The sequence below is a fragment of the Mycobacteroides sp. H003 genome, assembly GCF_001440135.1.
GTDB classification, from domain to species: Bacteria; Actinomycetota; Actinomycetes; order Mycobacteriales; family Mycobacteriaceae; genus Mycobacterium; species Mycobacterium gwanakae.
Map to the genome: position 1 here is coordinate 52,673 of NZ_LJYL01000022.1, position 14,158 is coordinate 66,830.

14 protein-coding genes are annotated in these 14,158 nt (G+C 64.5%); 11 read left to right on the forward strand and 3 right to left on the reverse strand.

The annotated features are described in order from the left end of the window. Positions 1 to 204 precede the first annotated feature (204 nt). The 11 genes from AOT87_RS16045 (at position 205) to AOT87_RS16095 (ending at position 12,368) form a co-directional block, all read left to right on the forward strand. Positions 205 to 501, forward strand: coding sequence for a PE domain-containing protein (locus tag AOT87_RS16045; RefSeq protein ID WP_040624290.1), 297 nt, complete (start codon positions 205 to 207; stop codon positions 499 to 501). Positions 502 to 516: 15 nt separating this feature from the next. Continuing rightward, positions 517 to 1,998: a PPE family protein gene (locus AOT87_RS16050; RefSeq protein ID WP_007172152.1), complete on the forward strand. Its 1,482-nt coding sequence runs from the start codon at positions 517 to 519 to the stop codon at positions 1,996 to 1,998. Positions 1,999 to 2,082: 84 nt separating this feature from the next. After that, complete coding sequence (locus tag AOT87_RS16055; protein WP_131727645.1) at positions 2,083 to 2,379, forward strand: WXG100 family type VII secretion target; 297 nt, start codon at positions 2,083 to 2,085, stop codon at positions 2,377 to 2,379. A 48-nt stretch (positions 2,380 to 2,427) separates the two neighbouring features. Next, positions 2,428 to 2,721, forward strand: coding sequence for a hypothetical protein (locus AOT87_RS16060; protein ID WP_042910680.1), 294 nt, complete (start codon positions 2,428 to 2,430; stop codon positions 2,719 to 2,721). A 56-nt stretch (positions 2,722 to 2,777) separates the two neighbouring features. Further along, positions 2,778 to 3,659: an ESX secretion-associated protein EspG gene (locus AOT87_RS16065; protein ID WP_157859019.1), complete on the forward strand. Its 882-nt coding sequence runs from the start codon at positions 2,778 to 2,780 to the stop codon at positions 3,657 to 3,659. Between the two features lie 768 nt (positions 3,660 to 4,427). After that, complete coding sequence (locus tag AOT87_RS28865) at positions 4,428 to 5,309, forward strand: MinD/ParA family protein (protein WP_007172156.1); 882 nt, start codon at positions 4,428 to 4,430, stop codon at positions 5,307 to 5,309. Then, entirely contained in the window at positions 5,306 to 6,802 is a 1,497-nt protein-coding gene (eccD, locus tag AOT87_RS16075) for a type VII secretion integral membrane protein EccD (RefSeq protein WP_007172157.1), read from the forward strand. The genes AOT87_RS28865 and eccD overlap by 4 nt, the downstream gene beginning before the upstream one ends. Before the next feature lie 11 nt (positions 6,803 to 6,813). Further along, positions 6,814 to 8,439, forward strand: coding sequence for a S8 family serine peptidase (locus AOT87_RS16080; RefSeq protein WP_007172158.1), 1,626 nt, complete (start codon positions 6,814 to 6,816; stop codon positions 8,437 to 8,439). Then, entirely contained in the window at positions 8,439 to 9,983 is a 1,545-nt protein-coding gene (gene eccE, locus AOT87_RS16085; protein ID WP_007172159.1) for a type VII secretion protein EccE, read from the forward strand. The genes AOT87_RS16080 and eccE overlap by 1 nt, the downstream gene beginning before the upstream one ends. A 65-nt stretch (positions 9,984 to 10,048) precedes the next feature. Further along, positions 10,049 to 10,870, forward strand: a complete 822-nt coding sequence (locus AOT87_RS16090; RefSeq protein WP_080691135.1) for a DUF2637 domain-containing protein — start codon at positions 10,049 to 10,051, stop codon at positions 10,868 to 10,870. Positions 10,871 to 10,964: 94 nt separating this feature from the next. Beyond that, on the forward strand, positions 10,965 to 12,368 hold the full coding sequence (locus tag AOT87_RS16095; RefSeq protein ID WP_040624275.1) for a TraM recognition domain-containing protein: 1,404 nt from the start codon (positions 10,965 to 10,967) through the stop codon (positions 12,366 to 12,368). A gap of 199 nt (positions 12,369 to 12,567) precedes the next feature. Here AOT87_RS16095 and AOT87_RS28710 read toward each other — a convergent pair whose 3' ends face one another. The 3 genes from AOT87_RS28710 to AOT87_RS16105 form a co-directional block, all read right to left on the reverse strand. Beyond that, positions 12,568 to 12,807, reverse strand: coding sequence for a hypothetical protein (locus tag AOT87_RS28710; protein WP_040624276.1), 240 nt, complete (start codon positions 12,805 to 12,807; stop codon positions 12,568 to 12,570). Positions 12,808 to 12,945: 138 nt separating this feature from the next. Next, positions 12,946 to 13,764 (reverse strand): hypothetical protein, encoded by an 819-nt coding sequence (locus tag AOT87_RS16100; RefSeq protein ID WP_007172163.1) that lies wholly within the window; start codon positions 13,762 to 13,764, stop codon positions 12,946 to 12,948. Continuing rightward, a complete protein-coding gene (locus AOT87_RS16105) occupies positions 13,754 to 14,137 on the reverse strand; it encodes a helix-turn-helix transcriptional regulator (protein ID WP_073877511.1) in 384 nt (127 codons plus the stop codon). Before AOT87_RS16105 ends, AOT87_RS16100 begins: the two co-directional genes overlap by 11 nt. Between the last annotated feature and the right edge of the window lie 21 nt (positions 14,138 to 14,158).

Sequence of the window (14,158 nt, forward strand, 5' to 3'; positions counted from 1 at the left end):
TGGGCCTTTGTCGCTCGGTGATGCGTGGCGGTATTTCGCCAGGTGAGCGGCGCCGTAGAGGGTGTCGGGAAACAGGGGGTGTTGCCTTGTGTGGAATGTCGGAGGTTTGGTTGCCGGTGTCCCTGGGGGCGGTTATCGTCGCATCAAACGGCGGCTTTATTGCTCGTGGGGCGAATGGGATATGTGGACAGGGGTGGGATTGCAATGATGTTCATTGAGGCGCCGGCGCTGGCGGCGCAGGCAGCATCAGAGGGCGCAGGCGGGGCGACCACGGCGGCCACTCTTGCCGCTGGGGCACCAGCGATGGGCGCTGTGCTGCCGATGGGCGGCGAGGAAGTGTCGGCAATGTTCGCTCAAGCTATCGCCGCGCACGGCGCGCAGTTCTTGGCGGCAGGTGCTCTAGGTGTGGCTCAGCGGGAGGCGTTCGCAGCCACCGTGGCTACGTCGGCGGCCACCTACACCGCTATGGATGCGGTCGGCAAGGCGCTGCTGTCGCTGTAGCGCGGCGGTGCACTGATGTACTGGGGTATCCCACCAGAGATCAACGCATTTCGGTTGACCAGGATGGGCGCGGGTCCAACGGCGCACGTCCCACAGATCACCGCCTACACGGCTGCTGCGGCCACGCACTTCGAGCAAGGGATGCAGCAGTCGGTGACCGCGATCGCGACCGCGCCGGTTTTCCAGGGCTCTGGCGGAATGGGGATGCTCGATAGTGCCACGCCGATGGCGGCCTGGCAGCAGACCGCCGGGCTGCATGCAGAGACTGCGGCGGCCACCATCCAAACTGGGTTGACTGCGTACAGCGCGGCCGTGTCCGCGACCATTCCTCATGAAGTGGTGGTGGCCAACCGGGTCCGCGAGGCCACTTTGGAATCAACAAATTTCATGGGGATCAACACCCCAGCGATCGCCGAGGCGAATGCTGAATATGGGGAGTATTGGTCGCAGAACGCCGGGGCCATGGTCGGCTACTTGGGCGCTATGGCCCCTGTCGTGAGCGCGCTGACCGTTCCCTTGCCGACGTTGCCTGATATGAGCAATCCGCTGGGGGCGACGGCCGGCTTGGCAGGGTTGGTCGGCGACGGGGTTGGTGCTGGCGTGCAGGCCTTAGGGTCGGGCATTAGCGCCGGTGGGGGAGTGGTGTCGGCTGGCAGTGGGATCAGCACAGGCGTGGCCACTGGGATCTCGAGCGGCGTGTTCAACGGCACGGGAGCAGGCGTGCAGGCCGCAGGGTCGCCCACTGGTGGGCAAACCCCGGCACCGCAGCCAGCGACCACCGGCACGACCGCGGGGCAGGGCGTGCCCGCAACGACGGGCACCGGCCAGGGCGTCACGAGTAACGCGCCGCAGGGAAAAGCTCCACCGTTGCAGGCGGGTCAAGGCGGTCAGCCGCCCCTGGAAGAGTCTGGACAGTCGTTGCTCGGCCAACTCACCCAGGCGCCAACCGAAATGATGAGTTCGCTCAGTTCACCACTGGAGTCACTGGGGCAGCTCCCGTCGAGTGCCAGTGGCCAACTAAGCGGCCTGATGGGCCCGTTGTCGGCGCTGACCGGTGGAATGTCCGGTGGATTGGGTGGGCCCCCAGCCGGGGGAGCACCGGGATTCAGCGCAGCCAGTGCACCGTGGTCGGGACTAAGTGGCGCCAACGGCGGCTTCGCCGGGGGCGCGTCAGCGGTTGCCGCGGCGTTGACGAAACCGTCTGCTGGCGGGCTAGGTGGGCCTGTGGGCGTGCCGGGCGGCTGGTGGGCCGACGTGGCTGATGGCGCTGAAACAGACGAGCAACCGGCTGCGGGACTGCGAAGCGGCGCGGCAGCGGGCAGAGGAGCCATGGCGCCCGGAATGTATGGACCCATGGCGGCAACGGGGCGCTCCGGACGCGGCAGTGAATATGCCGATGTCAGCGAGCAGGATAAGACGATCACGCTACCGGCCTCCGCGCATGCGGCGCCGGTGCTCACGTCTGAGGGCGTGGTCCACGTCGGGCAGGGAGGATAACTCCCGGCAGGGGCCCGGGTCATTGCTGAACTGATCGAACCAGCGGTAACCACTTGCTAGTGAAGGAGATACACCATCATGGCGTTGAACGCCGATGTCGCCCAGATGCTTTCGGGCGCAAGTCAATTGTCGAACATTCAACAAGAGGTGCTGTCGGCGTTGGGCCGTTATGTCACCATGAACCAGAACCTCACCGGTACTGGGTTTAGTGGTGATGCGGCGCTGGCCTCCATGGCCACCACCGAGGACATCAACCGGACCGGCCAACAGGTCAGCCAGCGGTTTCAGAGCGTCATCGACATAATGAAGCGCTCGGCGCACCAGTACCAAGAAACGAACGCGCAGAACCGCGCGGCGCTGGGCTCCATCCAGTCGACCTGACCGCGGCCAATCTTTCAGACATCGAACGACTTTCAGAGGAGAATGGTTATGGATTCAATGCGTTACGACCACGCCATGATCGCCGATCACGTGTCGGCCCAGGCGCAGCTGGTCGCTCACATGAACGATCTGCGTACCCGGGCCATGGGAACAATCAACCAGGTCGCCACAGTCTGGACGCAGCATGGTTCTGACGCTGCCCAGGTCGCCATGCACGAGATCGATCAGGCGTTCCAGGCGGTGTTCACCACGATCGAGCGCCATGGACAGGCCCAGGGGCACGCGTCGACGAATGCGCTGGGCACCGACCACGCGGTCCAGGCTGGTTTCCGGGGCTTGTGACCGAGACCGGAACCGCGGTTGCAGCGCGGCTGTCGACCACGTCGGAAGGTTTGTGGTTGACAGCCGCGCTTTGCGGTGTGGCTCAATTGCCACCTGCCCTCAAGATCCGGCCCATTGGGGCGGTGCAGGCCACCATCGCGGCTCACCCCGGGATGGAGGTGCTCGAAAACGCGGGGATTTGTCAGGGCGGCGAGGTTGACCCCAGCGTGGCCTCTTGGGTGCGGGCCTTGGGGCGTCCCGACGTCGAGATTGACGTGACGATTACCCGCCCCGAGATCCGACCGGAGCGGCTTGAAGGCCCACCAGCGGTCTTCACCGCCCCGGAGGACGCGATTGAGGCCGCCGAGGCGCTGGCACGGTGGTACGCCCAGCGGCCTCCCCAGCGAGTTGTGACATTGTGCCGGCGCGATAACGCGTGGGTGGCCGCCGCGCGGCTCTGGCGCCCGGGCCAAGACACCAGCGATGAGGTTGTGGTCACCCCGCTGGGTGGGACCGAGATCGCGCACGTCGTCGTCGACACGATAGGGCCGGCCGACCCGGCCCAATTCCACGGCATCAATAGCGAAGCAGCGGTACTCAATACAGTTCTGTCGGCCTGGCAGGCCAACCCCGCCATCGACATCATCGCGGGCCTCGTAGAGGTTGGACTTTCAGTTCCCCAGGCGCGGCTAGTCGAAGCGGTCGCCGACCGGGGCACCACCCGCGCGGTTATCGGCGCGGCCGAATTCTCTATCAGTGGCCCGGCGCGGGCGCCGATGGCGGTGACCGTGGCTGACACCTTGATCGGCCGCGTCGTTGTCAGCAACAGCGTTGGTCCTGACGGCAGGCAATGGACCACACTGCTGCCCGGCGCCGATCACGCAATCCACACGGCTGTGGTCGAGCTGCTCGAAACTTTGCCCTCGGGACGCGGCTGGGCGACTCATCAGCGGACATAAAATTTCGATACAGGCGAATATGGTGTCCGTTGTAGACGGATGAAAACCGTGGTTGTTACTGTCGCGCTGTGGCCAAATTATGTGGCGCTAAGCGAAATTCGAATACGTCTGGTGACGAGGGGACACGGTATGACAAGTCCGCATGAGCGTGAGGAACGCGACTTTTTCAATGGCCTGGCGGCAGGTCCGCCGCCCGAGACGCAGCCCGCGCCAGGCGCAGTTGAGCCCAGCCATCCCAACAACAGCGGCGAACCGACGAGCGATGATGGGCGGCCGCGGTTTTCACCCCCGGAGGCCGCTCTTGGGCTCCCCGCCCAGGATGCGACGCCGGCGCCGTCTTCGGCGCCCCAACAAGCCCCGGGTTGGCAGCCGCCGCGGTTTTCGCCCCCGGAGGGCACCTTGGCACCCCAGGGCCAAGACACCCCTCCGCCACCTCCGTGGGCGCAGCAGGCCGGTCCCCATCAGCAGGGGACGCCCAGCGAAAGCTACGGTTCCTCAAGTCAATTGGGCCGCCCACCGCAGGGAGTGTCGGAGGCGGCGCTCGGTGGGCGTCACGGCGCACCGCAGCCAGCCGGTCACGCAGATCCCAGCCAGGTTGCGCGTCCGTATCCGCCGGCAGAAGAACATGGTTGGCGTGCGCCAACACCCCAACCGTCGCCTCGCACCGCGGGCACGCCACGGTCTTCGGACGCGCTGCGAGAGCACCTGCGCGCCACGGACTTGATTGCCCCACACAAGGAGGCGCCATCCAAGGGGTGGCGCAGGGCGTTGCTCAAGGTTTCTGGTGGGCTGATTAACGTCGGTGAGTCCAGCGACGAGCGCACAGTGCGTGGCCTCAAGGCTGCGATCGGGGCCAATTTGCGTGGCACTTATACCGTCGTGGTGCTTGGTGGCAAGGGCGGTTCGGGCAAGACCGCGATGACTGTCGCGACCGCCAGTGAGTTTGCACGCAATCGTAACGACCAAGTGGTCGCTGTCGACGCCGATCCGGCACAGGCCGCAAATTTGGCGGCTCGGGTGGATCCCAAGGCGTCATCGCTGCGTGCGATTAACGACGACCTTAATCTTCATCGCTACGCCGATGTTGGGGCCTTGACGGGCCACAACCAAGTTGGTTTAGACGTTGTGGCTTCCCCGCGCCATGGAGGCGCTCGCGGGGAGGGGTTGACCGCTGATGAGTTCAGCAAGGGCCATATGCGTCTACAACGGTTCTACAGTGTGCTTTTCGTTGACTGCGGTGTCGATCTCGAACACGAGGTGATGAAGGGTGTGTTCGAGCGCGCCGATGCGGTGTTGATGGTGGCCTCGGCCGTCCCGGACGGCGCCGAAGGCGCGAGCACCAATTTCGAGTGGTTGCGCGACGAAGGCTATCACCAGTTGCTGTCGCGAACAGTGTTGGTGATCAACCACATTCGCCCGGCGCGCAATCGGAAGGATCGTAAGGAGGCGGCCAAACTGGTCGCCACACTCAGGGAGCATTTCGGGAGCTGGGTCAAAAACGATCGCATTATCGAGGTACCCTTTGACCCCCACATCGCCTCGGCGGGCGAGTTGGACCTTCGAAGGGTCAACCCTAAGACCGCCAGGGCGGTGCTTAAGACCGCCGCCGCATTGGCGGCAGGGTTCTCGACAGCGGCCGATGCCCGATGACCACCGCCAATTCCGCACAACAGGCGCCGGAAGTCCCTCGGCTGTGCAAGGTTCATTTGCTGGTCGGGGATGACACGCTCATCGATTACGTCCTGCCTGCTGGGGTGGCGTTGATTGCGGTGATCGAGGACCTCATCCCGCGGGTCAATGCGATTCTCAAAGATCGCGGGCGGGCACCTCTTGATGACACGTTGACCTTTCAACTGTGCCGTGCAGACGCCACTCCGCTCGATCCGCAGCGATCCCTTGATGACAGCCGTGTCTACGACGGGGACTTGTTGTGTCTCTTGCCTACTGACGCCACCGAACGCTTCGCACCTGTCATTGAGGAGGTGTCGACGGCGCTGGCTCGTTCAGCACGCCAGCAGTTCGCCACAGTCGATGTCACGGTCGCGCGTCGGGTAGCCGGGGGGCTTTTCGCAGCGCTGGTCGCGTGGGCCGAGGTGATGTTGGCGCAGTTGTGGTGGCAACAGCACGGCTGGCTGCCCGCGGCGGTGTCGTGGGGATTAGCCGCCGTTTTCTTGGTGTCGGCGAGGGCGGCGACGCGGGCACGAGATGAGCAGCGACGCCGATCGGCGGACTTCCTGGTGTGGTCGGCGCTGATTTGCGCCGGTGCAGGCGCGGCGATGTCGGTGCCGGGACCACCCGGTGGCTGGCATGTGGTGGCCGCGACGGCCACCGTGTTGGCCGGCGTGGCGGCATTGACGATGCTGACCGGCCGCTATCTGACTGTGTTTGCGGGGATGGCTGTGGTCGGGTTATCTGCGGGCGCGGTGGCGGCGATCCACGCCAGCGGTTGGCGAGTGCTGCCAGCGCATCTGGCGGTCGTCTTCTTGGTAGCGGACCTGGTGCTAGTGACGTTTGCAACCAGCATCGGGATCGTGGGGGCCGGAGTGCCCGGGCCATGGTTTCCTTCGGTCACTAACCGGGGGGTGTTTGAGACTCGAGAAGGCGCTGCCCTAAACACGGTGTCGCCGGTGGAGCGTCCGGGCAATGAAACCGTTGAGCAGATCGCGACGTGGGCTCGGCGCGGCACCGCCATCGTGACGGGTCTGCTGGCTGGCGGCGCTGTGGTGTTGGTGGCGGCCGCGCGCTATGCAGTGATGCCCGAAACTGGCGGCGGGTGGCGGTTTTTGGCATTCACGTTGGGGATTTGCGCAATCTTTCTGCTCCGGGCGCGCTCGTTTGTTGATCGCAATCAATCGGTGATGCTGGCCGTTGGTGCGGTCGTCGCGGTAGCGGTGGTGATCGGACGATACGCAAGCGCTCCCAACCCGGCTTCGCCGGTTGTCACCCTGATATGTGTTGGCGCAGCGCTAATGTTGGCCGGGGCGGGCCTGCTTGGAGCGCTGGTGGTGCCCAATGCGCGGATCAGCGCACCGGTAAACCGCGCCGTCGAAGTCAGCGAGTACATTCTGCTGATTTTCGTTGTGCCATGGGCGATCTGGCTGCTGAATCTGCTGTGGGTGGTACGAAATGCGGTCCACGGCTGATGATTAAAGCCGTGAGTACGCTGGGCGCGATCGGGCTCGCCGCAGCACTGGTTGCCGTATCTGGCGGCGTGGCCGGCGCGATTGATCCCCCGGTGGTGCCGCCTGGGCCACCCCCGCCCGATCCCGCACCCGGGCCGGATCAGCCGATGCGCCAGATCGCGGCGTGCACAACAACCGGCGTGTTGCCCGGCAGTGATTTGCGTGAGTTGCCCGCGGCGCTGCAGCTGATGAACATGCCAGAAGCGTGGAAAGAATCCACCGGTGTTGGCGTGGTCGTCGGGGTTATCGATACCGGCGTGGCTGCACAACCTCGGCTGCCGCACCTAGTTTCTGGCGGGGACTATGTCATGGGCCCGTTTGGCGACGGCTTATCGGATTGCGACGGGCACGGCACAGTAGTGGCTTCACTGATTGGGGCGGCGCCTTCAGGGCTCGCACTGGTCCCCAAGCCGGCGTGGGCGGCGCCTGCGGCCCCGCCGGCCGGGGCTCCGCCGCCGCGCGCGATTCCACCGCCACCGCCTCCGCCGACGGTCACGGTGACCCAAACGGTGGCGCCGCCGCCGCCACCACCGCCGCCGCCGCCGCCGCCCGACGAGCCATCATGGGTGGGTATGCCGCCGTCTCCGGTTACTCTCGGCCACGCTCGCGGGCCGGCGCCGCTGGAACCGTCGCCCGGTGGTGGTCCAGACGGGCTGATCGGCATCGCCCCAGACGCGGTGCTGCTGTCGATTCGCCAGACCGCGCAGACTTTCGGCCTGGTTGATCCCGGCGTGGTCGACAACCCCGAGGATGTTCGCCGCGCCGGTGACATCAATTCGTTGGCTCGCGCGATCGTGCACGCGGCGAATCTGGGCGTCAAAGTGATCAACATCAGTGTGGTGTCGTGCATCTCGACAGCCAAGCCCCAGGATCAAAGCGCCTTGGCCGACGCGGTCCACTATGCCGCGGTTGACCGCGACGTGGTGATCGTGACCGCGGCGGGCAACGTTCATGCCCAGGGCTGCAATGGGCAAAACCCGGACCCATTACCGGGTGATCCCACTCGGGGGTGGTCGTCAGTCAAAACGATCGCCACCCCAGCATGGTTTAGCGACTACGCGTTGGCGGTGTCGGCCACCGATTCGACCGGCGTTCCCGCCAGCGGCGACGCCGCCTCATTGCACGGCCCGTGGGTAGGACTGGCTGCGCCGGGAGCCGACATCGTGGGGCTGTCGACGAGCGGGCAGGTGATCAACGGTTCAGTCGATGACGACAAGCTGCACCCTATCGCTGGTAGCTCGTTTAGCTCGGCGTTCGTCGGGGGAGTGGCGGCTTTGGTGCGGGCCAAATTTCCCAACCTGACAGCCCATCAAGTGATCCACCGGTTAGAGGCCACCGCGCACCCTCCCGCTGGTGGACGTGACAACGTGGTCGGTTATGGAACTGTGGACCCCGTTGCGGCGCTGACCTGGGATGTGCCGCCGGGTGAGACGTTTGCCCCCGGGGTTCAGCGCGCCCAGTTGAAAGTGCCGGCCCCGCCCCCGCCACGCGACGCACGTCCGGGCTGGGTCGCGATGGCCATCACCGGTCTCGCCGTCGTCAGCGTATTGGGACTTGCTGTGGGCCTGACCGTCTCGCGTCGCAGGGAGCGAATCTGATGAAGCAACGGTTTGTCTCGGCCCGTATCGCACCCCGCGCCGTGGTCACCGGCGAAGTGGTCGCAGGTCTGGTTGCGCTGGCACTGAGCGCCACGCTGGATTCGTGGCCGATCGCCGTCGCCAGCGGCGCCGCGACCGGACTGGTGATCTGTGTGCTGACCTTCCGGGAGCGCACCGTGTGGCAGTGGGCGTGGCGGGCCATGTCCTGGACGCGCCGCCGGGTGCGCAGACTCCAGCTGCCTCAACCGGTCGATGTCACCCTCAACGAGCACACAGTCGGTGTTGTGATCGACGGGCACACCGTGTCCACGATGATCACTGTGCTGGGCAAGCCTTACATCCCCACCCTATTGCACGCCGACCACACCAAAACACTTAATACCGTGCCGATTAGCGTAATCGCACAAGAGATGCAGCGCTGCGGGTTGAGTGTTGATGTCGACATCATCTGCGAGGGCAGCCGCACAGCCAGAGACAACTATGCCGAACTGTATGAAGCGGCGCTACGGGGGCTGCCGGCGGCCGGTCAGCGTAGCGTGACGTTGGTAGTCCGCTTCGATACGCGCAGCGACCGCATTCTGCCTGGACTGCTGTGGCGGCGAGACACGATCGGCGCGGCGGTGGCGGCTTCTCAGCGCATCACCAGAGCGCTGTGCCAAACAAACTGTCGTGCAAGGCTTTTGACCGCAGCGCAGATGAACGACGCGGTAGCGGCCAGCCTGGGTGGGCCCGAAAACGCGACAGCTTCTTACCAGGACCGCTGGACGAATCTGCAGCGCGGCGGGAAGGCCTATGTCACAGCGTATTTCTTCAGCGCCAGTGACGTGCGCTCTGCTCAACTCGACGACGTGTGGGCCTACCAGAGCGACCACACGACCCTGGTGATCGCGTTGCGCAGCGATCCTGCCGGCGTGCGGGCTTCAGCCCTCGTCCGGTTGACCACCGTGCAACCGCTTGCCAGCTCGCCGCGGCTGGTGCTCAACCCGATGGCGGGCCGACAGTGGGAAGCGTTGGCGCTGACCTTGCCTGGGTGCAGGCGGCTGAGGTTGCCATCAACGCCAGTAACTACCGAACTCAACACAGCTGTCGTAGCCGGCGCATCGGGTGTTCTGCTGGGTGAACTGCGAGACGCTATGCTGTTGATGCCGATATCAGATCCCGCGGCCCCCACCCGAATTGCTCTGCACGCCGATGATGACCAGGCGGTGAAACGGCTGATTCGCCGGGCGGCCGCAGCAGGCGAACAGGTCGCCGTTTACGACCCCACTGGGCGTTGGACAATGACGTCTGCTTCCCCACGGATCTGGACGACGCGCGACGTCACAGCCCAGCCGCCACGTCCTCCGACGATGGTGGTACACAATGGTCGCGTCAACAACTACCCACCCGCGCGCACATCGATCACGGTCGGCGATGTGCCCGCCAGCGCTGCACCCGATATCCGTATCGAACAGCGGGGCGAGCGAATCACCGTGAAAACACAGCGTTTTCGCACCACGTTGAGGTCTGTGACATTCCGCAACGAGGATGCTTATCTGCGGTAATCGATCCTCCCAATGTGGCTGACTTTGGTAGACGAATACCGGGGTGGGAGTGCACGATTGCGGGTATGGCTTGCGATAGCGCCCGCAGCACTCCCGCCGATACCGATCCGAAAACCCACCGGCGCGCAGTGCGTTTCTTTTGGGTGGTGTTGATAGGAGCAAGCGCGGCCTCGATCGCTGGCAACGCGTTACACGCGATCGTGCAGGCCGATCACGTCGCCCCGGCGCTGGCGGCCGCGGTGGCCACGGCCCCACCTCTGGTATTGCTCGGGTCCACGGAAGGGCTCTCGCTGCTCATCAAGGTGCACCGCCGGCCCACCTTGACGTTCTGGGCGGCGGTGATCATGACGCTGTTACTGGGGGCCGGTGCGTTTCGCCTGTCATTTGATGCGTTGTGCAGCTTGGCTATCCGGTGCGGTATCCGCCCAAGCTTGGCATGGTTGTGGCCGCTGATCATTGACGTCACGACCGCGCAGGCCACCGTTGCGCTGGTAGCCCTGACCCGGCTCCTACACAGCCGCGCCGAGGCGCCGCCGGCCCTCGTCGAGGAGGACGTCCCGGTGTCCCTGTCGGCGACACCTCTGCCAGTCGCTGGGTCCTCAGCAGGTGAGCGTGATAGGGCCATGGTGGCGGTCGAGCCGGACCGGTCGCTGTCATCGGTTCCAAGAGTGGACGCCGCTGTGCCCCCGCGAGAGCGTCATGAACACGCCGTACGCACAGTGATGGCATCGAAAAGAACCAAGCAGCCTGCAGAAATCATTGACGCTGTGCTGCGCCGCCACGCTGACGGGCAAAAGCCGGGTGAAATCTCAGAGGAACTCAAGCTGCACCACACAACGGTGAACCGGATACTGGCGACGGCGCTCCACTCGGCAGCGGCGGTGTAAACCCGAAGCTTCCGCCGCAGTGACCTACGTCCGGCGATCGCGAATGTCGCTGCTTTGATAGACGTTCGCGGCCAGTGGCGCCCATGATGACGTAGTGGTCAACGAACCGTACACCCCGTACTGCGGCCTCACCTACAATCGCCAAAACGTTGCCGTGCGTGCGGAGACAGCACCTCACATTCTGGTAAGCGCACCAACACGTACGGGTAAAACACGCAGGATTTTGGCCCCGGCGGCGCTCGTGCATCCTGGGCCGGAAGTTTTGGTGTCGTCGAAACCCGACCTGGCAGAGCTTGTTCTAACACGACGCAATATCGGGATTACCGGTGTGATTGATCTGCGGCCTGAGCACACTGAGGTATGGCCGGCCGGGGTTAGGCGTATGGTCACCGACCCGACCCGCACGATCGCCAGCGCCCATGAAGCACTGACCGTTGCTGAGACCATGCTCGCGACCTCGGGCGTGGGTTTCAGTGGCGCATCGGGCGGCAACGCTGTTGCTGCGGGCGGGCTTTGGGAAAGTCAGGCCGCACCGCCGTTGGCATGCCTGCTGTACGCGGCCAGCCCGCAGGGCAACAGTTTGGGAATGCCCTGGGTGCTCGATGCCGTGCAGGATTTCGGTATCGACGAAACCGGCGGCGACCAACCCATCCCCGAGCTCGGACGCCCGTCGTGGCTGACCGCTTACGGGCTTTGCGAACAACCGAAACTCGCGGCCCCGCTGTATTCTGTTATCGCCGGGATGGATTCCCGGCTGCGTGACAGCATCAAGATCACGGTGTCCAAGGCCGTAACACCGTGGCTGCGCTTGGGTTTGAGCGCCGACGAGGGAGCACCGTACTTGAGCGCGGTCGAACGTGTCGCTGTGGAGTCATTCGACGTCCACATGCTTGATGAGCCGGACGCCACATTGTTTGTGATCGCCCCGAACACCGGCTCGGTCGCCGGAGCCGCGGTGGCTCTGATCGATTCCATCGTGCGTCATTTCCGCCGCAAGATGGCCAATCATCAACTGACGCATCCGCTGCTGCTGGAACTCGACGAGGTATGTAACTCATGTCCGTTGCCGGATCTGTTGACCTACGTGGGGGAGTCAGCGGGACTGGGTGTCAACATCTTGGCGACGGTGCAGGCGTCGGCGCATTTCGACGTTGTATTTGGGTCCAAGTACGCTGAAGCGCTGCGGGAGATGTTTCCGGGCACGCTGATCATGTATGGAGCTCACGAGCGCCATTTGCTCGAACAGGCCTCACATTGGCTGGGAGAGACAACCCGACGTACCGAAGCCTATGAGCCCACAGGGGGGAGTCGGGGCCAATCGTCGCAATTCGGCCAGGCGATCGGTTGGCAGGAACTGCTTCCCCAAAGCCGGGAAGAAGCCCAGCTGTTGCAGCGCGGCACGGCTGGCGAGCGAGTTCATATTCCAGACTGGACCGAGTTCCTGGCTCTGTTCGACCAGGCGGTTCAGCGGCGAATCAAAAAGGCGCAGTGGGGTTGACGGGCGGTTGCCGCGACGGGCGCAATCTATGACTGACGCATTGGTCTCGGTGCTCGCGTCCAGCTTCCCAAGTGCGACCGCTGGGCAGCTCCGGGTAGCTGCACCGTGTAATCTGCCTGTGCTGCAACTAATTTGCTGTCGACGCGATCAAGCGTTTCTCGACGCTGGCCGTGTCCGCAGTAGCACTCCAGCTGCGGACCTACCGACGAATGTTGCCCTCACATGACCCTGGGTCCTGACGCGTGTTTTTCACGATATCGCTTGCGTCTGAGGCGATTTGACGCAGGATCTTCAAGAACAGCACTTGCCCGGCCGAGGTGTTGAGATACCACGGCGGATCGCTGAGCATGGCAATGATCTGTTGCCGCATCGCCTCGAGCGACTGCGAACCCGGCGGCGTGTCACAAACCTGGCCAGCTCGCTCGAGCGCGGCTAACACCCGATGCACAACTGCGTCTACGGTCGTACCCCGATCCATACCTTGAACCGTATCTGTGCCGCCACCCCCCGCTCACACCCCAATTTTTGCAAAGCGGTGTAGGCATCAGCGCGCCAGAGTTGGCCCCGAGCAGCGAACTCAGTTCGCGAATAGCTGCATCGAGGTTGACCGGGAGCTGACCGTGTCGAGGTGCTGGTTGGTGGAGCCGAACAGGACGCTGATTGCGCAAATGAGACACCAGATGGAGATCGCTGCGATGACCGCAGTCCCGCCAAGGATGGGGACCCAGTGGATAGGTGGTGGGGTTCGCCGGCGCGCGTGCAGGGATGGCGGTATGCGGCGGGCGGAGCCCGGTTCGGGGAGTGGATCTAAGACGGTGGTGATGGGCAGCGTCGGCCCGAGAATGAGGTCGTCGTCAACCTCGACAGCTTGGGGTGTCAGTGGCCACCAGTCGCTGGATCCTTCCACGGCTAGCCAGCCTTCGAGGACCCCGCAGACGGCTGCGGTGAGCAGGGTTGCGGGCAGTTGTGTTAGAAGCCAGGGGATGATCAGCTCGCCCCAGAGACTAGGGGAGGGGTTATAGAACGGCAAGGGCAGCGCTGCGAGCGCGGCGCCCCAGAGCAGTGCCGGTATCGGGTAAGCGCGGAGCCGCTCGGGGATGAGCGTGACGATTAGTCCGTAGGCGAGTTTGCCGGCCAACCAGCCCAGCGGCGCGATGGCCGCACAGGTTAGCACCAGTGCGACTTCAAATGATCCGCTGGCTGAGGTGGCGGAGCGCATCGGTAGTGGCAGGGCGACGACGTCGTCGTGTGGGTCGGGTCGGGCACCAACATGGCTGCGTGTGCGAGCGCGAATCTTTTTGGCGAGCAGCTCGGCGCGACGCTTTTGGAAGACAAATATCCCAGCGTGTGCGGCTATCCATGCTCGGCGTTGGTCGTCGAAAATGTCAGCGGGCATGCTCGGCCGGGTCCCGGCTTGTCAGGAGTTCGGTGAGCAGCTGACGGGCGTCGGCCAAGATTGAGTGGCATTGCTCGACGAGGCCTTCGACGGCGTGCAAAACGGTGTGTACGTGGGTGTCTTGGGGCGGTGGTGTGGCTGGGACCCCGCCGTCAAGGATCGCCCTTGACGACCCGTGGGCCCACCCGAGCGCCTCATCGAGTCGGGCCAGCGTGGCCAGCGACATGGTGCGTGAGCCGTTACTGGATTTGTGCAGTGTCGAGCGGTTGGGTCCGCCGCGGCGGGCCAGTTCGACACGGGACATGTGCAGGACCGCCAGCCGTTCAGAGACGAAGTAGTCGAGTCGCGCTGGCCCATCATTAGGTGCAATCACGCCCACAAAACTACCTAAACG

Excerpts from the sequence above, each read along its gene's own strand:
- AOT87_RS16045 (WP_040624290.1), top strand. The coding sequence starts at position 205 with ATGATGTTCATTGAGGCGCCGGCGCTGGCGGCGCAGGCAGCATCAGAG.
- AOT87_RS16050 (WP_007172152.1), top strand. The coding sequence starts at position 517 with ATGTACTGGGGTATCCCACCAGAGATCAACGCATTTCGGTTGACCAGG.
- AOT87_RS16060 (WP_042910680.1), top strand. The coding sequence starts at position 2,428 with ATGGATTCAATGCGTTACGACCACGCCATGATCGCCGATCACGTGTCG.
- eccD (WP_007172157.1), top strand. The coding sequence starts at position 5,306 with ATGACCACCGCCAATTCCGCACAACAGGCGCCGGAAGTCCCTCGGCTG.
- eccE (WP_007172159.1), top strand. The coding sequence starts at position 8,439 with ATGAAGCAACGGTTTGTCTCGGCCCGTATCGCACCCCGCGCCGTGGTC.
- AOT87_RS16090 (WP_080691135.1), top strand. The coding sequence starts at position 10,049 with ATGGCTTGCGATAGCGCCCGCAGCACTCCCGCCGATACCGATCCGAAA.
- AOT87_RS16100 (WP_007172163.1), bottom strand. The coding sequence starts at position 13,764 with ATGCCCGCTGACATTTTCGACGACCAACGCCGAGCATGGATAGCCGCA.